Source organism: Curtobacterium sp. MCBA15_005 (assembly GCF_001864855.1).
GTDB lineage: Bacteria > Actinomycetota > Actinomycetes > Actinomycetales > Microbacteriaceae > Curtobacterium > Curtobacterium flaccumfaciens.
On sequence record NZ_MJGL01000003.1, the window covers coordinates 223886 to 242269 of the forward strand.

At 71.7% G+C, this 18384-nt stretch carries 14 protein-coding genes and 4 tRNA genes; 10 read left to right on the forward strand and 8 right to left on the reverse strand.

Annotated features, from left to right (window positions below):
- The first annotated feature begins 1 nt into the window (after window position 1).
- The 6 genes from BIU89_RS02275 to csrA all read left to right on the forward strand — a co-directional run bounded on the left by BIU89_RS02275 (window position 2) and on the right by csrA (window position 5507).
- Complete coding sequence (locus BIU89_RS02275; RefSeq protein ID WP_027465541.1) at window positions 2-277, forward strand: flagellar biosynthetic protein FliQ; 276 nt, start codon at window positions 2-4, stop codon at window positions 275-277.
- Window positions 277-1035 carry a flagellar biosynthetic protein FliR gene (locus tag BIU89_RS02280; RefSeq protein WP_071244632.1) on the forward strand — a complete coding sequence of 253 codons (759 nt, stop codon included), beginning with the start codon at window positions 277-279 and terminating at the stop codon, window positions 1033-1035. The genes BIU89_RS02275 and BIU89_RS02280 overlap by 1 nt, the downstream gene beginning before the upstream one ends.
- A 4-nt stretch (window positions 1036-1039) precedes the next feature.
- Window positions 1040-2233 carry an EscU/YscU/HrcU family type III secretion system export apparatus switch protein gene (locus BIU89_RS02285; RefSeq protein WP_035808276.1) on the forward strand — a complete coding sequence of 398 codons (1194 nt, stop codon included), beginning with the start codon at window positions 1040-1042 and terminating at the stop codon, window positions 2231-2233.
- The gene (locus tag BIU89_RS02290) at window positions 2230-4284 is read left to right on the forward strand and encodes a flagellar biosynthesis protein FlhA (RefSeq protein ID WP_027465543.1); all 2055 of its coding nucleotides are present in this window, start codon (window positions 2230-2232) and stop codon (window positions 4282-4284) included. The genes BIU89_RS02285 and BIU89_RS02290 overlap by 4 nt, the downstream gene beginning before the upstream one ends.
- A gap of 79 nt (window positions 4285-4363) precedes the next feature.
- Window positions 4364-5224: a hypothetical protein gene (locus BIU89_RS02295; protein WP_139178752.1), complete on the forward strand. Its 861-nt coding sequence runs from the start codon at window positions 4364-4366 to the stop codon at window positions 5222-5224.
- Between the two features lie 4 nt (window positions 5225-5228).
- The gene (csrA, locus tag BIU89_RS02300) at window positions 5229-5507 is read left to right on the forward strand and encodes a carbon storage regulator CsrA (RefSeq protein ID WP_027465544.1); all 279 of its coding nucleotides are present in this window, start codon (window positions 5229-5231) and stop codon (window positions 5505-5507) included.
- A gap of 90 nt (window positions 5508-5597) precedes the next feature.
- On the opposite strand, the gene BIU89_RS02305 is transcribed toward csrA, so the two are convergent.
- Window positions 5598-7736 carry an acyl-CoA dehydrogenase family protein gene (locus BIU89_RS02305; RefSeq protein ID WP_071244634.1) on the reverse strand — a complete coding sequence of 713 codons (2139 nt, stop codon included), beginning with the start codon at window positions 7734-7736 and terminating at the stop codon, window positions 5598-5600.
- A gap of 198 nt (window positions 7737-7934) precedes the next feature.
- Between BIU89_RS02305 and BIU89_RS02310 the strand changes: the two genes are divergently transcribed.
- Complete coding sequence (locus BIU89_RS02310; RefSeq protein ID WP_173033752.1) at window positions 7935-9401, forward strand: peptide MFS transporter; 1467 nt, start codon at window positions 7935-7937, stop codon at window positions 9399-9401.
- Window positions 9402-9567: 166 nt separating this feature from the next.
- Here BIU89_RS02310 and BIU89_RS02315 read toward each other — a convergent pair whose 3' ends face one another.
- From BIU89_RS02315 to BIU89_RS02335, 5 genes are all read right to left on the reverse strand, one after another.
- Entirely contained in the window at window positions 9568-9855 is a 288-nt protein-coding gene (locus tag BIU89_RS02315; protein ID WP_139178754.1) for a hypothetical protein, read from the reverse strand.
- 804 nt (window positions 9856-10659) lie between these two features.
- Window positions 10660-14028 carry an ATP-binding protein gene (locus tag BIU89_RS02320; protein ID WP_071244635.1) on the reverse strand — a complete coding sequence of 1123 codons (3369 nt, stop codon included), beginning with the start codon at window positions 14026-14028 and terminating at the stop codon, window positions 10660-10662.
- Entirely contained in the window at window positions 14025-14813 is a 789-nt protein-coding gene (locus tag BIU89_RS02325) for a DUF4194 domain-containing protein (protein WP_071244636.1), read from the reverse strand. Before BIU89_RS02325 ends, BIU89_RS02320 begins: the two co-directional genes overlap by 4 nt.
- Window positions 14810-16375: a DUF3375 family protein gene (locus BIU89_RS02330; protein WP_071244637.1), complete on the reverse strand. Its 1566-nt coding sequence runs from the start codon at window positions 16373-16375 to the stop codon at window positions 14810-14812. The genes BIU89_RS02325 and BIU89_RS02330 overlap by 4 nt, the downstream gene beginning before the upstream one ends.
- A 115-nt stretch (window positions 16376-16490) precedes the next feature.
- Window positions 16491-16563 (reverse strand) — tRNA-Val (locus tag BIU89_RS02335).
- Between the two features lie 215 nt (window positions 16564-16778).
- On the opposite strand from BIU89_RS02335, the gene BIU89_RS02340 reads away from it, so the two are divergent.
- The 3 genes from BIU89_RS02340 (at window position 16779) to BIU89_RS02350 (ending at window position 17128) form a co-directional block, all read left to right on the forward strand.
- Window positions 16779-16850, forward strand: a tRNA-Gly gene (locus BIU89_RS02340).
- 82 nt (window positions 16851-16932) lie between these two features.
- Window positions 16933-17006: transfer RNA gene (locus BIU89_RS02345), tRNA-Cys, on the forward strand.
- 47 nt (window positions 17007-17053) lie between these two features.
- Window positions 17054-17128: transfer RNA gene (locus BIU89_RS02350), tRNA-Val, on the forward strand.
- A gap of 153 nt (window positions 17129-17281) precedes the next feature.
- On the opposite strand, the gene BIU89_RS02355 is transcribed toward BIU89_RS02350, so the two are convergent.
- Entirely contained in the window at window positions 17282-17713 is a 432-nt protein-coding gene (locus BIU89_RS02355; protein WP_071244638.1) for a hypothetical protein, read from the reverse strand.
- 89 nt (window positions 17714-17802) lie between these two features.
- Complete coding sequence (locus BIU89_RS02360; RefSeq protein WP_071244639.1) at window positions 17803-18312, reverse strand: hypothetical protein; 510 nt, start codon at window positions 18310-18312, stop codon at window positions 17803-17805.
- Window positions 18313-18384: the final 72 nt, after the last annotated feature.

Here is an 18384-nt window from a genome sequence, read left to right on the forward strand (position 1 = left end):
CATGAACCAGCAGGCCGTCATCGACCTCGTGCTCCAGGCGCTCCTGGTGTCCGGCAAGCTCGCCGCGCCGGTGCTCATCACCTCGCTCGTCGTCGGCTTCGCGATCTCGCTGTTCCAGTCGGTGACGCAGATCCAGGAGGTCACGCTCTCGTTCGTGCCGAAGGCCGTCGCCGTCGCGATCGCCCTGGTGGTCTGCGGCAACTGGATGATCTCGGAGATGATCGCGTTCACGCACGTCGCCTTCGACATGATCCCGAAGCTGCTCGGGGCCGGCTGATGGAGCTCAGCATCGACGCCGACCGTCTGGAGGCGACCATGCTCGCCGGCGTGCGGCTCGTCGCGTTCTTCGTCATCGCGCCGCCGTTCTCGTACCGGGCGTTCCCCGGCACGGTCAAGGTGATCCTCGGGCTGGGGCTCGCCATCGGCGTTGCCCCGCGCGTCGCCGTCGGCTACGAGCAGCTCGCGACCGGCCCGTTCCTGCTGGCCCTGCTCACCCAGCTCGTCGTCGGGCTCTCGCTCGGGTTCCTGGTGTTCCTGGTGTTCGCCGCAGTGCAGTCGGCGGGTGCGCTCATCGACCTGTTCGGCGGGTTCACGCTCGCGCAGGCGTTCGACCCGCAGTCCCAGGTCAACGGCGCCCAGTTCACCCGCCTGTTCCAGATGACCGCCCTCGCGCTGCTCTTCACCTCGGGCGGCTACCAGCTCATCGTCGGCGGCCTGGTGCGGTCATTCGACGCCGTGCCGCTCACCGGCACATTCGCGGTGGACGGGCTCGCGTCGATGCTCGTGACCGCGATGTCACAGATGTTCCTCGCCACCCTGCAGATCGCCGGCCCGCTCGTCGTCGTGCTCTTCCTGGCCGACGTGGGACTCGGGCTGCTGACCCGGGTTGCACCGGCGCTCAACGCGTTCCAGATGGGCTTCCCGATCAAGATCGGCCTGACCGTCCTGTTCGCCGGCGCGCTCTTCATGGCCCTGCCCTCGGTGGTGTCGTCGCTGACCGGCGACGCCGTCGAGGCGATCACGGGACGGGGGTGACGACGTGTCCGACAGCGGAGAACGTTCCGAACAGGCAACCCAGCAGCGGATGCGCGAGGTCCACGAGAAGGGCCAGATCGGTCGCTCGCAGGACCTCGGCGCGTGGATCGGGATCGCCGTCGCGGCGCTCATGATCCCGGCCGCGATCGGCAACGCCGCGGCCGCCGGACAGGACCAGCTCCTCGCCGTGCAGCGCGTCATCGAGGACCCCGAGCTCGGTGCCGTGCAGGCCCTGCTCGCCGATGCCCTCGGTTCGATGGGTGCGACCCTCGGCCCGATGCTCGCGGTCGTCGCGGTCGCGGTGCTCGCCGCCGCCGTCACCCAGGGCGGGGTGCACTTCCGCAAGATGACGCCGCAGCCCGACCACTTCGATCCGATCGCCGGACTGAAGCGCGTGTTCGGCACCCAGGCGCTCTGGAACGGCGCGAAGGCGCTGCTGAAGACCGCCGTCGTCGGGCTCGTCCTCTGGTTCGCGGTGCAGGGGCTCATGCCGGTCCTGATGACGAGCGGCTCGCTGCCGCTGTCGGCCGTGCTCGAGGCCGCCGCCGCCGGGTCCGGCACCCTGCTGCGCGCCGCGATCGTCGCCGGGCTCGTCCTCGCAGCCCTCGACGTGTTCGTGGTGATCCGCCGCAACCGGAAGCGCACGATGATGACCAAGCGCGAGGTCAAGGACGAGAACAAGCGGAGCGACGGCGACCCGCTGGTGAAGTCGCAGCGCCGCTCCCGTCAGCTCGCGATGAGCCGCAACCGGATGATCCAGGCCATCGGCACCGCGGACGTCGTGATGACGAACCCGACCCACTACGCCGTCGCGATCAAGTACGAGCCGGGGAAGTCCGCGCCCCGGGTGGTGGCGAAGGGGGCCGGCCCGGTCGCCGACGTGATCCGCGCCCGTGCCGAGGAAGAGCGGGTGCCGATCGTCCGCGACGTCCCGCTCACCCGGGCACTGCACGCCACGTGCGAGCTCGGGCACGAGATCCCCGTCGACCTGTACACGCCCGTGGCCCGCGTCCTGTCCTTCGTGATGGCGCTCAAGGCGCGCGGCACCGCGGCCGGCACGCATGCGCCGCCGCGGCCGACCACCCCGGACGAGGTCGCGAGCGTCATCGACCCCGCCACCCTGACCGGGGACCTCCGCCCCCGCAGGCTCCGCACACCGCGCACCGCAGAGAACCAGACCGAAGGACTCCCCGCATGAACCGCAAGGACCTGCCGAAGCTCGTCGTCCCGGTGTTCATCGTCGGCATCATCCTGCTGCTGATCCTGCCGGTGCCGTCGTTCCTGCTCGACTTCCTGATCATCATCAACATCCTGCTGGCGCTGGTGATCCTGCTCACGACGCTGTTCGTGAAGAAGCCGCTCGACTTCTCGGTGTTCCCGTCCCTGCTGCTCGTCGCGACGCTGTTCCGGCTCGGCCTGAACGTCGCATCCACCCGGCTGGTGCTCGGCGAGGGGTTCGCCGGTGACGTCATCCAGGCGTTCGGCCACGTCGCCGTCTCCGGGTCGATCATCATCGGCGCGGTCATCTTCCTGATCCTCATCGTCATCCAGTTCGTCGTGGTGACGAAGGGTGCCGAGCGCGTCGCCGAGGTCGGGGCACGCTTCACCCTCGACGCGATGCCGGGCAAGCAGATGGCGATCGACGCCGACCTGAACGCCGGGCTGATCACCGACCAGGAAGCCAAGGAGCGCCGCGCCGCGGTGTCCGCCGAGGCCGACTTCTACGGCGCGATGGACGGTGCGTCGAAGTTCGTCAAGGGTGACGCGATCGCCGGCATCCTGATCATCATCATCAACCTGATCGGTGGCATCGCCATCGGCATGCTGCAGAACGGACTGTCCGCCACCGACGCCCTGTCGAAGTACGGCATCCTGACGATCGGCGACGGCCTGGTCACGCAGATCCCGGCGCTGTTGATGGCGGTGTCGACGGGCATGATCGTCACCCGGTCCGGCGCCGAGTCCGAGATGGGGTCCTCGGCCGCGACCCAGCTGTCGCAGTCGCGGAACGCCCTGATGATCGCCGGCGTCGCCGCGATCGCGATGGGGTTCATCCCGGGCATGCCGATCCTGCCCTTCCTGCTCGTCGGCGCGACCCTGCTCTTCACGGGCTGGCGCATCGGCCGGAACGCCGCCCGGGCCGAGGCCGATGCCGCCCAGCAGCAGGCACTCGCGGCGGCGGCACCGACCGGCGACACCCCGGAGGACCTGCTCGAGCAGATGCGCGTGCACGCCCTCGAGATCCTGCTCGCCCCCGACCTGGTCGACATGGTCTCCGGCGCCTCCGACGACCTGCTCGGCCGGGTGCGTGCCCTCCGCCGCAAGATCGCGATCGACATGGGGATCGTCGTCCCGCCGGTCCGCACCCGCGACTCGATCGACCTGCCGCCGTCGACGTACGCCATCCGGATCGCCGGCGTCGAAGCCGGTCGTGGCACCGCGCCCGCCCGCAGCGTCCTGGCGCTCGGCGACCACCTGGACGGCCTGCCCGGCACCTCGACCGTCGAGCCGGTGTTCGGCCTGACCGGCAAGTGGGTGCCCGCCGAGCTGCGGCACGCCGCCGAGATGACCGGCGCGACCGTGATCGACCGGGTCTCGGTGCTCGTCACCCACCTGCAGGCGGTCATCGGCGACAACGCCGCGCGCCTGCTCACCCGCGAGGACGTCAAGGTCCTGACCGAGGGCGTCAAGCAGGTCAACCCCGCCGCGGTCGAGGAACTCGTCCCCGGCATGCTCTCGATGGCCGAGCTGCAGCGGGTGCTGCAGGGCCTGCTCGCCGAGCGCGTGCCGATCAACGACCTCGGCCGGATCTGCGAGGCCCTCACGCTCCGCGCCAAGGTGTCGACCGACCCCGAGGGGCTCGTCGAGTCCGCCCGTGCGGCCCTCGGACCGGCCCTCGCCGCCCGGCACACCGACGCCGGCACGCTGCGCGTCATCATGATCGACCCGATGCTCGAGCAGTCGATGCTCGAGGGGCTCCGGCCGTCCGAGCAGGGCAGCCAGATCGTGCTCGACGCGCACCGCATCGAGCAGGTCCTGGGCTCCGTCCGCGACGCCGTGCGCTCCGTGGAGGACCAGGGGCTCTCTGCCGTCCTGGTCTGCGCCCCGCAGCTCCGCCCGGCCGTGCACCGCATGGTCGCCGCCCAGTCGAACGGGCTCCCGGTGCTGTCGTACCAGGAGGCCACCGCCGCGGGCTCCACCATCGAGACCGTGGGAGTGGTCCGTGCCGCCGACCCGATTGCAGCGTAGCGGCGCCACGCTCGAGTCCCTCCGCGACGCGGTCCGGACCGAGTTCGGCGCGGGTGCGCGGATTGTCGCGGCCGAACGCGTGACCACGCCGGGTTTCGGCGGGCTGTTCCGCAAGGCGCACGTCGAGGCCACCGTCGAGGTGCCGGAACCGGGGGACCAGCCCACCGCCCGGGTCGTCATCGCCGACTCGCCCGTGCAGCGCGTCGGCATCGCCGCGCTGCTCGCCGACGCCGAGGCAGCCGAGGCACGCATCGCCGGCACCGACGGCACCAGGGCGACGCGGGCCGACGCCTTCGCGTCGTTGCTCGACGGGTTCCAGGCGGACGGGATCACGCCGAGCGCCCCGCGCCCGACGCGTGCGCCGTCCGAGCCGGGCGCGCCCACCGGGGTCGACCCGCGCCTCCAGGCCGCCGTCGACGCGCAGACGGTGGCGGACGCGCAGGCGGTGGCCGTCGCGCAGCCGGTCGTCGAGACCCGGTCGGGAGGCCCGTCCCACGTCCTCGACGCGCCCTCGCCGGCACCGGTGGGCCGGCCCACCGCCCCGGCTGTGCGGTCCGCGGTCGGTGACCTGGTGCTCCTGGTCGGGCGGCCGAACGACGTCGACGCGGCCGCCGGGCTCTTCGCGGTGCGGCACGCGCTCCGGCCGACGGACGCCGCCGACCGCCGTGCGGCGATCCTGGCGCGGGCCGACGGTGTCCGCGACGGGCACGCCGTGCTCGCCGTCGCCGCGTGGGACGACCGGGCGACCGGCGACGCGCTGCAGGCCGACCAGGTGTGGGTCGTGGTCGACGTCGGGCGGAAGCCCGCGGACTCGGCCGCGATGGTGTCCGCGGTGGCCTCGCGACTGCCCGTGGTCGGCGTCGTGGCGATCGGTGCGGGGGAGACCGCCACGCCCGGGTCGGTGGACCTGCTGGGGCTCCCCGTCGTGTCGCTAGGCTGAACGGGTGCTGGTACTCACGCGGAAGGTCGGCGAGCGGATCCTCGTCGGCGACGACATCGTCATCACGGTGCTCGACTCCCGGGGCGACGGCGTCCGGATCGGCATCGACGCCCCGCGCGGCGTGAAGATCCAGCGCGAAGAGGTCGTGCGTGCGGTCGCCGAGGCGAACGCCGAGGCCGCCGCTGCCGGTGACGACGCCGAGGCGCAGCTGCGCGCGGCGCTCGGGGCCCGCGGTGGGGCTGCCGCGGGCGGCCAGGCTCCGCCGGAGCCGACCGACTCCTAGCGGCCGACACGGCCACGCCCGTCACGGGCGCGGCTGCACGCCCGTCACGGACGTGGCTGCACGTCCGTCACGGGCGCGGCCGCGTGTCCGTCACGGACGGGGCTTCTTCTCCTGTTCGGGCAGACGACCGGCGGCGGCCTCGGCGGCGAACCACGCGCGTGCCTCCTCCTGTCGGGCCTGCTCGGCACCGAGCGCGATCGGCGCCCGGACGTGACCGGGCTCGTAGCCGAAGGTCTCGATCAGCTGCGGCACGATGGGCCGGACCCGGGCGACGAGCCGGTCGATGTACGCCGACACCGCACGGGCACGCTGCGCCGACAGTCGGCCGTGCAGCAGGTACCAGTCCAGGTGCTGCTCGAGCAGGCCGAGCGCGAACAGGTCGCGCAGCCACACCAGCACGCGTCGGGTGTCGCCCTCGGTGACCTCGTCGAGCGCCTCGGTGAAGGCGTCCCACTGCATGAGCTCGGCGTGCGCCTTCGACGCCTCGATGAGCTCGTGCTGCGAGCGGTTCAGCAGTCGGGCGGCGCGGGCTCGGTCCTTGCCGGCCGACGCCAGACGCATGCCGATCTCGGCGACCATGGTGTCGACCCGACCGGCGAGCAGTTCGCGCTGCGTTCGGGGGTCCTGCAGGTCGGCGACGCTGGCGGCCAGGGACCCGCGGTCGGCCACGGTCTGGCCGAGGCGACGGATGCCGGAGGCGTCGGCCAGCTTCGACGCCGCGACGGCCGCCACGAACTTCGCGGTGGACGCCGGGTCCTTCGGGGCCTTCGCACGGAACTCGGTGAGCAGGCGCTTGCCGACGAGCTGCAGCAGCACGGTGTTGTCGCCCTCGAACGTCACGTAGACGTCGAGGTCGGCGCGGAGCCCGGTCAGACGGTTCTCGGCGAGGAACCCGGCACCGCCGCAGGCCTCGCGGGCCTCCTGCAGGGTGTCGAGCGCCGACCACGTCGACATCGACTTGAACGCCGCGGCCTGGGTCTCCAGGTCCTCCCGGCGCTCCGGGGTGTCCTCGCGCCCGCTGAAGACGTCGTCGAAGGTGCGCAGGAGCTTCTCGTGCGCAAACGACTGTGCGAACACCGTCGCCAGGCGCGGGATGAGACGGCGCTGGTGCCGGCCGTAGTCGAGCAGCACGCCCTCGGTGCCGTCACCGGTGGGGAACTGCCGGCGCTGCATCGCGTAGGTGAGCGCGATCTGCAGCGCGATCTTCTGGGCGACGACCGCGGCGCCGTCGAGCGACACCCGGCCCTGCACCAGGGTGCCGAGCATCGTGAAGAACCGGCGGCCGGGCGAGGCGATCGGTGACGAGTAGGTGCCGTCCGCGGCGACGTCGCCGTAGCGGTTCAGCAGGTTCGTGCGGGGGACCCGGACGTGGTCGAACGCGAGCCGGCCGTTGTCGATGCCGTTCAGGCCGCCCTTGGGGCCGTCGTCCTCACCGCTCACGCCGGGCAGGAACGCGCCCTCGGGGTCGCGGAGCGGGACGTAGAACGCGTGCACGCCGTGGTCGACACCGGCGGTCACGAGCTTCGCGAACACGACGGCGGCGTGCCCGTGCAGGGCAGCGTTGCCGATGTAGTCCTTCCACGCACCGCGGAACGGCGTGTGGATCTCGAACTCCTCGGTCGCGGGGTCGTACGTGGCCGTCGTGGCGATGCTCTGCACGTCCGAGCCGTGGCCGGTCTCGGTCATCGCGAAGCAGCCGGGGACCTCGAACGAGACGATGCCCGGCAGGAACTCGCGGTGGTTCGCCTCGGTGCCCAGGTGGTGCACGGCGGACCCGAACAGCCCCCACTGCACCCCGGCCTTGATCTGCATCGACGGGTCGGCGACGACGAGCTCCTCGAACGCGGCCAGGTTGCCGCCGTGGTTGCTCTGGCCGCCGAACTCGACGGGGTAGGGGCGCTGGATCGCACCGGCGTCGACCAGGGTCCGGAGCTGCTCGAGCACGCGTGCCCGGTGCTCGGGGATCGGCTGGCCCTCGATCTTCTGCATCGCGGGGTCGAGCGCGAGGCGCCGGGAGATCCGGCGGTCCTCGGCCCAGCGTCCGAGCAGGAGCTCCTGCACCAGCTCGACGTCGATGCGGACGTCGGTGTCCGTTCCGGCGGTCGGGGTGCCCGCTGCCGGGTCGCCGGCGGCGTCGGCGTTCGGCGCGGCGTGCTGCGCGTCGACGTCCGGCGCGGTGTCGTTGCCGCTGGCGGGGGTGGTGCGCTGGGCGGGTGCGGTGTCGACCATGGGCGGAGTCCTCCTGAACTGCGGTGTCCGTGTTGCACCGTCCACGCTAGACACCGGTGCCGACAGTGGCGGGAACGCCGTGCGGGCCGCACAACCGCGTGTCGTCGGTGCCGTCACGAGGTCGTGGGAACCCTCCAAAGACATGAGCCGTCTTCGACGATTGGGCGTGCCCACCCGGCCAGGGGCAGACTGGCCGCCATGTCACGTACCACCCCCGCGGACCGCGAAGGCCGTCCCGGACGCACCTTCTTCGGGCAACCGTTCGAGCTCTCGACACCGTTCGCCGTGGAGCTCTGGGAGCGGTTCTCGTTCTACGGGATGCAGGGCATCGTCCTCATCTACATGTACTACACGGTCACGCAGGGCGGCCTGGGGATCGACAAGGGCATCGCCACCGGCATCATGGGTGCCTACGGCGGCGCGGTCTACCTGTTCACGATCATCGGGGCGTGGATCGCCGACCGGCTGATCGGCGCGGACCGGACCCTGTTCGGCAGCGCGATCGTCGTGATGCTCGGGCACATCGCCCTCGCGCTCATCCCCGGGGTGGCCGGGGTCGGGGTCGGCCTCGTGCTCATCGCGCTGGGCTCCGGCGGGCTCAAGGCCACCGCCACCACGATCGTCGGCGGCCTCTACAGCCGCGAGGACCCGCGCCGCGACGCCGGCTTCTCGCTCTACTACCTCGGCGTGAACCTCGGGGCGTTCTTCGGACCGCTGCTCACCGGGCTGCTGCAGAGCTCGCTCGGCTTCCACTGGGGCTTCGGCCTGGCCGCCGTCGGCATGGCGGCGGGCCTGGTGCAGTACGCGATCAGGCGGGGGAAGCTGCCCGAGGTCGTCCGCCACGTGGCGAACCCCGTCGACCGCCGCCGCCTGCCGCTCATCGGTGCCGGCGTCGTCGTCGCGCTCGTCGTCATCGTCGTCGCCGTGCTGACCGGCCTGCTCAACGTCGGCAACCTGCCCACCGTCGTGGTCGCGGTCGTCGTGCTGGCCACCATCGGTTACTTCGTCGTGATCCTGTCGAGCGGCATCACCCGTGACGAGCGGTCTCGGGTCTTCGCGTTCATCCCGCTGTTCATCGGCAGCGCCGTGTTCTGGTCGCTCTACCAGCAGCAGTTCACCGTCGTGACGGTCTACTCCGACGAGCGCCTCGACCGTTCGCTGTTCGGCTGGGAGATGCCGGTGTCGTGGGTGCAGTCGATCAACCCGGTCTTCATCATCGTGCTGTCCGGCGTCTTCGCGGCGCTGTGGACCAAGCTCGGCGACCGCCAGCCGTCCACCCCGACGAAGTTCGCCCTCGGCACCGGGATCATGGGGCTCGCGTTCCTGCTCTTCCTGCCGTTCACCGGCTCGGGCGAGAACGGCACACCGCTGCTCGCGCTCGTCGGCATCCTGCTGGTCTTCACGCTCGCCGAGCTGCTGCTCTCGCCCGTCGGCCAGTCCGTCGCCACGAAGCTCGCGCCGCCGAAGTTCCAGACGCAGATGGTCGCGTTGTTCTTCCTGTCGGTGTCGCTCGGCACCGCCGTCACCGGGGTGCTGTCCCGCTACTACGACCCGGCGAACGAGGCCCCGTACTTCACGATCCTCGGTCTGGTCGCCGTCGTGGTGGGCGTGGTCCTGCTGCTCCTGGCCAAGCCGGTGCTGCGGCTCATGCGCGGCATCCGGTAACCTGAGCGGAGCCACACGCCGACGCAACCAAGGAGTCACCACCCATGCTCGAACTCATCGCAGGGATCATCATCGGCGTCGGCGTCCTCGGTGGCGTCGGGTGCTGCATGGCCGTCGCGGCCATGATGAAGAGCAGCTCTGAGGAGTACTGAGTCCCTGACCCGGACTACTCGCCGCTGTCGGTCGTGACCGGCACCAGCTGACGACTCAGGACGGTCGCGCGCTCGAAGGGGCCGCGGCCGTCCTTCGTGTACACGGGCTCCTCGAACGCGACGGTCCACGTGCGCTGTGTCCCGCCGATCTGACTCCCGCCGGGAGCCACGATCACCCCGATCGGCTCGTCGGCCCACTGCTCGCCACCCCGATCGGTGTCGATGACCTGCACGAGGGCACCGATGCCGAGACCGGGAGCGTCGTCGGGGCGGGGACTGGGGGAGCGGCGTCGTCCGAACACGCCATCACCGTAGCGGCGCATGGTCATGGAACGTCTGTGCGGCACCTTCCGACACGCTGACGGCCCGGCCGCCGGGTGGTCAGGACACCCCGCCGACACCGCGTCGAGTGGTCACGAACTGTCGGCTGCGGCGCCGCCAGGCGACGATTCGCGACCGCTCGGCGGAGGTGAGCGGGGTGTTGCGACCGGCGGGGCAACGGCCGGGAGGCCCGTGGCGGGCCCGCACCGCGCCTCCAGGCCGCCGACGGTCGCGTCCAGGCCGCGGGCCGGGTGGTCAGGACACCCCGCCTGCGGCGCGTCGAGTGGTCACGAACTGTCCGCTGCGCGGCCTCCATCCGACGGTTCGTGACCCCTCGGCGGAGGTGAGCGGGGTGTTGCGACCGGCGGGACGACGGCCGGGAGGCCCGTGGCGCGCCCGCACCGCGCCTCTAGGCCGCCGTCGGTCGCCTCGAGGCCGCGGCCGGGTGGTCAGGACACCCCGCCCGCGGCGCGCCGAACGGTCACGAACTGTCGTCGGCGGCGCCGCCAGGCGACGGTTCGTGACCAGCGCGCGGAGGTGAGCGGGGTGTTGTGACCGGCGGGACGACGGCCGGGAGGCCCGTGGCGCGCCCGCACCGCGCCTCCAGGCCGCCGTCGGTCGCCTCCAGGCCGCGGCCGGGTGGTCAGGACACCCCGCCGACACCGCGTCGAGTGGTCACGAACTGGCGGCTGCGCCGCCGCCATCCGACGGTTCGTGACCGCTCGGCGGACCTGAGCGGGGTGTCCTGACCAGCCGACACGCGCGCCCACTCACCCCGGCCCGCGTCAGACGGCGGCCGGCTCCAGCCGGGCGATCTCCGTGATGGACGAGTGGCCCGTCTCAGGGTGCTTGCGCATCGACAGGAGCCGCTCCATCGACGGTTCGAGCGCAGTGACCTTGTCGAGCGGCGCACTCACGACGAGCTGGAACCCGAGCCGGAGCCACGCGGTGACCGCACGGCCGGCGAACTCCGAGTCCGCCTTGATGAACGCCTCGTCGAGGAACACCGGCGCGAACCGGGGCCGGGGACGGGTCTCGTCACCGAGTTGGTAGCGCAGCGCGGCGCCGACGATGAACGCCACGAGCTCCTGCGTCTCACCACCGGACTTGTCGCCGAGCGACGAGTACACGCCGAGGTCGTTGCCGTCGGTGTCGTACCGGACTGCCGTGATCTCCATGTGCCGGCGGACGTCGAGCACCGCGTCGCGCTGGGTGGTGCGGCCCCGGGCTGCGTCGGGGTCGGGCCGGATGACCGCCATGAAGCGCCGGAGCCGTCGGAACCGGGTCTCCAGCACGTCGTCGGTCAGCTCGGTGTCGACCGAAGCCGACAGGGCGCGGAGCTCGCGGCGGAAGGCGGTGACGTCCTCGCGGGTGACCCGGCGGATCTGGATCTTCAGGCGGTCCCGGTTCGCGCCGAACGGCAGCTCCCGCAGGATCTCGTTGACCGGCTCGAGGCGCTCCTCGATCTCGACGACGGCGCGGTCGAAGGCGCCGGCGAGCGGGACGAGGTCCTCGCCGCTCCACTGCGACAGGCGTCGGCGCCACTCGCTCCGACGTGCGTGCAGGCCGGTCGCCACGATCTGGTCGAGGATCGCGTGGTAGTCCGGGTACGACGCGACGCCGGTGCCGAGGTTCGGGTCGGGCCAGGCGTCCTGGTACCGCTGGAACGTCAGCGTCAACGAGGTCGAGGCTGCTGCGGCACCGTCGAGTGCCTGCGTGAGCCGCTCCTCGAGCCGGCGCTTCAGCCGTCGCGTGGCGTCGTCGAACCCGTCGACGCCGTCCGGGGCGCCGATCTCCTCGAAGGTCTCCTCGAGCAGGCGGGCCTGCTGGTCGTCCGGCAGCGAACCGGGCGAGGACTCGAAGCGCTCGAGGATCTCGGCGGCGGCGTCCTGGCCGTCGACGAGCACGGCGTGGCGCTCCTCGAGCCGCTGGACGGACAGTCGTGCGGCGGAGCGACGGTCGGCAGCCTCGTCGAGGGACTTCCGGAGCCGGGCGACCGAGGCCCGAAGCGTCCGGAGGCCGTCGTCGGCGGCGAGCAGCGCCTGCCGTTCCTCGTCGAGCCGGGCGAGGGACGTCCCCAGCCCGTCGACGTCGATGGCCGCCCACGTGGCGTCGACCACGTGCTGGTGCGCGGCGCGGAGCACGTCGAGCGCCGTGAGGTCCTGCGCGACGTCGGTGCGGCGGGCCTCGAGCGTGGCGAGGTCCTGCGCGATCGAGGCGAGCTCCTGCTCGACCGCGGCGACGCGGGCCTCGTTCGTGAAGCCGATGACGTTCGACTGGCGGCGGTCACCGTGCGCGCCACGACGACCGTCGCGGAGCTGCCCGGACTCGGTGACCCGGCGGCCACCACCGCCGAGGTCGGACGCCGAGGCGACACAGCGGGCGTCGGTGCGGTCGGACTCGATCCGCTCGCGCACCCAGGTGCTGAACGGCGACGGCTTGATGGCGAGCTTGCCGGACACCATCGCCGGGTCGCCGTCGAGGTCCAGGTGCGGGCCGGTCGGCACACCCTCGAACTGCACGCGGACGGGCAGGCGCAGTGCGTCGATCGCCTCGCTGAAGTCGCCGAGGCGGTCCTGGTCGACGAGCAGCGTGCGGGCGACGGGTGCCAGGACGGACTCGATGGCCGTGCGCCAGCGCTCCTCGCCGGGCAGCACGTCGAGCAGTTCCGCCACGAAGGGCAGTTCGGCCGGGTCGATGCCGGCGGCGCGGGCCATCGCGAGCCGGGCCTCGTGCATCGGCAGCGGCATGGCGCCCTGCCGGTGCTCGAGCGACTGGCGCTCCTGCCGCAGGGACCGTTCGCGGTCGAGGAGCGGGTACTCCTCGCGGGTCAGGGCGTCGCGGCGCTCGTCGAGGGCCGTGCGCGCGTCGGTGTACGACCCGAGGAACTCGTGGGAGCTGCGCTGTGCGGCGGTGAAGTCGGCCTCGGTCGCGACGGTCGTGCCGAGCACCGCGGTGCGCTCGTCGAACGTGGCACGGGTGCGGACCACGGCGTCGCGCTCACGGGTGAGCCGTTCGATGCGGTCCTCGAGCTGGGCGAGCGCGTTGCCGCCCTGGTCGCGGAGCCGGGCCTCGGCGTCGCGCAGCTCGATCTCGACGGCGGCGTGCCGGGCCTCGGCCGCGGCGACCTCGGCGCCCGATGCCGTGCGTTCGCGGGCGTTGCGCGAGACCTCGGCGTCGAGCAGGTCGCGCTTCCGCGAGGCCGTCCAGTGCGCGAACGGCGACACCTCGGCGCCGGTCGCGATGCCGTCCAGGGCCGCTGCGGCTTCGGTCGCGCGCGAGATCTCGTCGTGCAGGTCGGTGATGGGGGAGAGGATGCGGACCTTGCGCTCCTCGGTGTCCATCGCCTCGTACGCCTCGTCGAGGGCGGAGAAGTGTGCGAGGGCCCGGTCGGCCGCCTCGTACGTGCCGGGGGTCTCGAGCACGAGCGACTTGTACAGCGCGTCGACGGTCGGCAGGTGCTGGCCGGCCTGGATCCGGGCGAGCAGACGCATCGCCCGGTTGCCGCCGCCGGAGTCACCGATGCCCAGCCGCGTCTGCAGCGTGTACGCGAGCTCCTGGTAGGTGTCGCGGATGACGAGACCCGGAACGCGACCGGTCAGCTCGAGGTGGTGGAACCGCGACGGCACGAACTCCTCGAGCCGATGCAGGTCGAAGGTGTCGTCGACCGTCGCCATGGTCATCTGGATGTCGCCGACCCCGCGGGCACGCTTCGGCACGATGTACGCACGCAGCACCGTGAAGCGCCGCTCGTCGTCGTTCCGGAACGTGACCGCCGCCGCGCCCCAGGTGGTCTGGTCGTCGCCGCGCAGGTTCACGTCGCGCAGGCTGCCGGTATCCGGGTCGCGCCGGGTGTCGACCTTGCCGCGCAGGTACGTGAGCAGGTTGCGCTGGTCGGCGCTGCGGGCGCGGCCGGTGGTGGCGTCGTTCGAGGCGCCGTTGAACGGCACGTCGGACGGCATCATCACGGCCAGGTAGGCGTCCATCAGCGTGGACTTGCCCGTGCCCGAGGCGCCGGAGATGAGCGTCGCCGTGCCGGACAGCTCGACCTGCCGGTGGCCGTGGAACCCACCCCAGTTGACGACCTGCATCGACTCGGCGCGCCACTGCGCGACCGTGTCGAAGAGCGCCGGGATCTCGAACGTGTCGGTCACGCTTCCGTCTCGCCTTCGTCGTCGGTGTCGGTCTCGGCTTCGCCGTCTGCCGGGAGGCCCGGGTCGTCCCCGTCGGTCGGCTCGCCACCCGGGGCGGTCGCCTCACCCTGCGCGGTGGTGGTCCGCAGCCAGGCGTCCAGTTCGAGCAGGCGCTCCAGGGGGAGCAGCACCTCGACGACGCTCGCCACCCGGAAGCGGTCCGGGTCGGAGGTGCGGATCAGGATGCGTGCGGTCACGAGACGCTCGATGGCCTTGGCGACCCGGCCCTCGTCGCGGGTGCGGTCGGTCGCGGTCGCCGGACGAAAGCCCGCCACGTGGCCGAGGATCTCGGACCGGTCGACGACGACCTGGTCCGGGCCCGGTCGGGCGTCGGCGCGCAGTCGCATCCGCAGGTAGACGAGGACGATCGTCTCCTCGCGGGTGTACGGCAGGTCGCGGAGCAGGGTCGGGAACGTGCGGCGCTGGCTCTCCGACCGGGCCTGGCGCTTCCACGCGACCTCGCGGTCACGGTCGACGTGCAGCTCGAGGAACAGGTCGTTCAGACGGGACCGCAGCTGGTACTCGGCGTCGAGGACCGCACGCCACTCGTCGGGGTGGGTGCGGGAGCTGACGTACGAGTGCCGCAGCAGGGCCACCAGGGCGCGCCGCTGGTGCTCGTCGAGCCGGCCCTCGTCGCCCTCGAAGAGGGCGAAGCTGGACTCGTCACGCTCGTCGTCCTGCATCACGGATGCGGGGTCGTCGTAGGGGACCGTGTCGTCGACCGGTGCCGGCGTCGTGTCGCTCACCGTGCCTCCTGTGCGTTCTCGTCGTGTGCGTCGCCGACCGCAGTGCGCTCGTCGTCGAGCGCAGCGGTGGGCATGTGGAAGGTGATCGCGGTGCCGTCGGGGCGGACCGTGCGGTGCTCGGCGACGTGGGCGGCCGACTCGAAGTCGTCGCGCCCCGTCAGCAGGTGCGCGAGGCCGAAGAGCTCGACCGGTCGGCGCTGCTCGGGCGGCAGCCCGTGGAACGCATCGACGCTGGAGTCGGCCTCGGCGAAGCGGAGCGCCGCGCGCAGCTCGGTCAGGAGCGGCCCACCGTGCTTGCGGAGCATCTCGACGTCGAGGTCCTCGAAGACGTCGTCGTCGGGTTCCTCGATGGGCGGCGGCACGGACTCGGCGTCCGGGTCGTAGAAGCGCTCGCGCAGCGTGCCGACCTCGGCCGCCGCCGGCAGGAGCGGCAGCGGGATCCGGTCGCGTGCACCGCCCTGGTCCATCAGGGTGGCGAGGCCGCGGTTGATCGAGCGGAGCACCGCGTCGAGCTCGCGGTCGCGCACCACGTCGTGGGCGACGATCTGGTCGCGGAGCGTGGCGGTGAGCTGACGGCGCTGGGCGAGGACGTCCTCGATGCCCTGGCGCAGGATCGTCACGGTGTTGCGGAAGGCCCGACGCTCGCCGGCTCCGAGGCCCTGCGCGAACGGGTGCGCCAGGATCGTCGCGATGTCGTCGCGGAGCCGCAGGAGCAGGGCGTCGTCGCGGAGGAGCTCGAAGGCACCCTCGAAGGCACGGCCCTCGGGCGTCGCTTCCATCAGGTTGTCGGTGCGCGCCAGGTAGTCGTCGAGGATCTCGCCGATCGGGCGGACCTCTTGCCGGAAGTCCTCGACGATCGAGCGGTGCATCGTCGCGACCGCCTCTTCCACGCGCTTGAAGTCGCTCGGCAGCTGCCGGATCAGGTCGGAGATGTTCGTGTACCCGTCGCGCATCCGGTCGTCGTCGACGGCCACGACGTCGTCGCCGTGCTCCAGGCGCTCCCGCTCGGCCTGCAGCTCGGCGATCTGGGCGTCGATCCGGCGGATCTGCACGTCGGGGTCGGGTTCGGCGCGGGCCGCCCACCGGTGCACCGCGTCCACGATCATCGCCAGCCGGCTCTCGCTGATCAGGGCGCGGTCGGCCGACAGGGCGTCGACGAGGCTCAGCGACTCGAGGGCGTGGCTGGTCAGGGAGTACTGCTCGTCGCCGTCGGGGGAGTTCGAGCGGACGAGCCACTGGGCGCCGACCCACTCGCGACACAGCGCCCGGCCGTTCGGGCGGGCCTCCTGCTCGCCCCCGGTTGGCTCGCTGTCGGTCTGCGCGCTGGCTGCCGGCACCGCCTGGTCGCTGGCGGGCACGCGGGCACCCGCCGCCTGCAGGCGCGCGACGTGCTCCTCGACCTGCAGGTGCATGCGGTCGGCGGGGACGTACTGCACGTCGCGGTCGAAGACCGTGCGGAACACGGCGAGGACCGTGGCGCTGGTCGGCCGGGACATGAGCCGCAGGGTCGGACGGTCGAGGACCGCTCGGACCCGGGCGAACTCGAGGTCGACGTCGGTCATGCGCCCCTTCGTCCGATCGTGCTGGTGGTCTGGTCCGCGTGCTGCGGCCTGATGAGATGACAAGAGCCCGACGCTGCTGCGTCGGGCTCTTGTCGGTGGTGTTCGTGTTGCTCTGTGGGCGATACCAGACTCGAACTGATGACCTCTTCGGTGTGAACGAAGCGCGCTACCAACTGCGCCAATCGCCCCCTGCACTGTTCGTGCGGATCGATACTAGCGGAAGTCCGGCGGTGCATCGAACACATCGCGCGGCCCGGGTGTGGCGCGCTGCCCACAGGGGGTGTCGAACCGCCCCGATCCGCATGAACTCGGGGGACACGCCCGGTGAACGGGGAGGATTTTGGTGGAAGTGCCCCGGTGCGTATAGAGTTTACGTCGTCGCCGCGACAGCGGAACGACAAGTGCGGATGTGGCGCAGTGGTAGCGCATCACCTTGCCAAGGTGAGGGTCGCGAGTTCGAATCTCGTCATCCGCTCGAGTGTGGGTCTTCTCGAAGGCCCGCGACTCACCAGAGGGTATCCCACCGTTCGGGTACTCACGGAGACGTGAACCTCGATGGTGGGGTGGCCGAGAGGCTAGGCAGCGGCCTGCAAAGCCGTCCACGCGGGTTCGAATCCCGTCCCCACCTCCAGATCCACCCTCCAAGACCTTGATGGACTCCGGTCCACGCAGGGACTTGGGCGATTGGCGCAGCGGTAGCGCGCTTCCCTGACACGGAAGAGGTCACTGGTTCGATCCCAGTATCGCCCACCACCACAAAGCCCCCGGCAGGACCACCAGGTCCGGCCGGGGGCTTTCTTCGTTCCGGTCTGCTGGTCGGCAGCGTTCGTGCCGTGTTCGGGACGTCCTGTACACAGGCGGTTCGTCTGCTCTCGGGTCAGCCACCACCCGTGAGCTGGTCACCGCTCACGTCACCCGCCGCGCGTAGCCTGCGTCGGAGGAGTCCCGCCGGGTTCGGGCCCGATCGGGGTGCTCGGCCCAGTGGTCGATGGCGTCGTCGCCGACGGCGAAGAACTGCGGGCGTAGCTGCTGGATCGCCCAGACCGTGCCGGGGCTGTCCTCGTCGACCGGCGGGATGACGGCCTTCAGGTCACGCCTCGATCGAACGAGATCCCGGGGAGCGCCATCGTGCACGTAGACAGCGGCGAGGGCGATGCACTTCGACAGCATCATCGAAGCGCCCGACCCCGACGTCGGACCGAACAAGCTGAGGAAGTCGGCGACGTCGCAGACGCGGACGAACTCCTCGTCGGTGCAGGTCTCCACCCAGTCGGCGACCGCCGGTTCGTGGAACTGCAGCAGGTCGCGGACCGTCAGGTTCCTCGTGGTGGAGAGCACGGGTGCAAGCGTGTGCGGCACGGTTCCGGTGCGCCGTGCAGGCCGGTCACCCGAGACCGTGCGGGGCTGAGCTGCACCTCCACCCTCGGCTAGCCCGGGTCCTCGGCTGACGACGACGGGACGGCGAACCGCGCAACCGCAGCACGAACCGCTCCGGACAGCTGACGGTCACCATGCCGTGCGAAGGCGAGGACCGTCTGGTCGAACCGGTCGGCGTCCGCGACCTCCCACGTCGCCGTCTCGCGGCCCGATCGTGACGGCTCCACACCGTGGCGGAGTGCCCAACGGACGTGGAAGTCCTCCAACGCGGCGACCGCCGGAGCGCGCAACGGACGGATGGCGCCGGCCCGCTCGAGCTCCCCGAACACCCGTCGAATCCCGGGTGCTGCGTTCCCACCGTGCCAGTCGTCCGCACAGGCGTAGAGGACATCGAACTCGCGGACGAAGGGCGGGACGACAACGGCCGAGTCGGCGAGTTCGGGCAGGAGCTCTTGGTGATGCCGCCACGTGCCGACGGACTCGTTCAGCAGGTCGACGACGTGCCACGCGACCGTGGCGAGGACGGTAGGCGACGGCGGATCGTACCGGTCGGCCGTCATCGCACGTCCGGCCAACGGGTGCAGGCGTCAGCGCTGACGATGCGGGGAGGAGCTGGCACGGTGACGGTCACG

Excerpts from the sequence above, each read along its gene's own strand:
- BIU89_RS02275 (WP_027465541.1), top strand. The coding sequence starts at position 2 with ATGAACCAGCAGGCCGTCATCGACCTCGTGCTCCAGGCGCTCCTGGTG.
- BIU89_RS02280 (WP_071244632.1), top strand. The coding sequence starts at position 277 with ATGGAGCTCAGCATCGACGCCGACCGTCTGGAGGCGACCATGCTCGCC.
- BIU89_RS02290 (WP_027465543.1), top strand. The coding sequence starts at position 2,230 with ATGAACCGCAAGGACCTGCCGAAGCTCGTCGTCCCGGTGTTCATCGTC.
- BIU89_RS02305 (WP_071244634.1), bottom strand. The coding sequence starts at position 7,736 with ATGGTCGACACCGCACCCGCCCAGCGCACCACCCCCGCCAGCGGCAAC.
- BIU89_RS02310 (WP_173033752.1), top strand. The coding sequence starts at position 7,935 with ATGTCACGTACCACCCCCGCGGACCGCGAAGGCCGTCCCGGACGCACC.
- BIU89_RS02330 (WP_071244637.1), bottom strand. The coding sequence starts at position 16,375 with ATGACCGACGTCGACCTCGAGTTCGCCCGGGTCCGAGCGGTCCTCGAC.
- BIU89_RS02360 (WP_071244639.1), bottom strand. The coding sequence starts at position 18,312 with ATGACGGCCGACCGGTACGATCCGCCGTCGCCTACCGTCCTCGCCACG.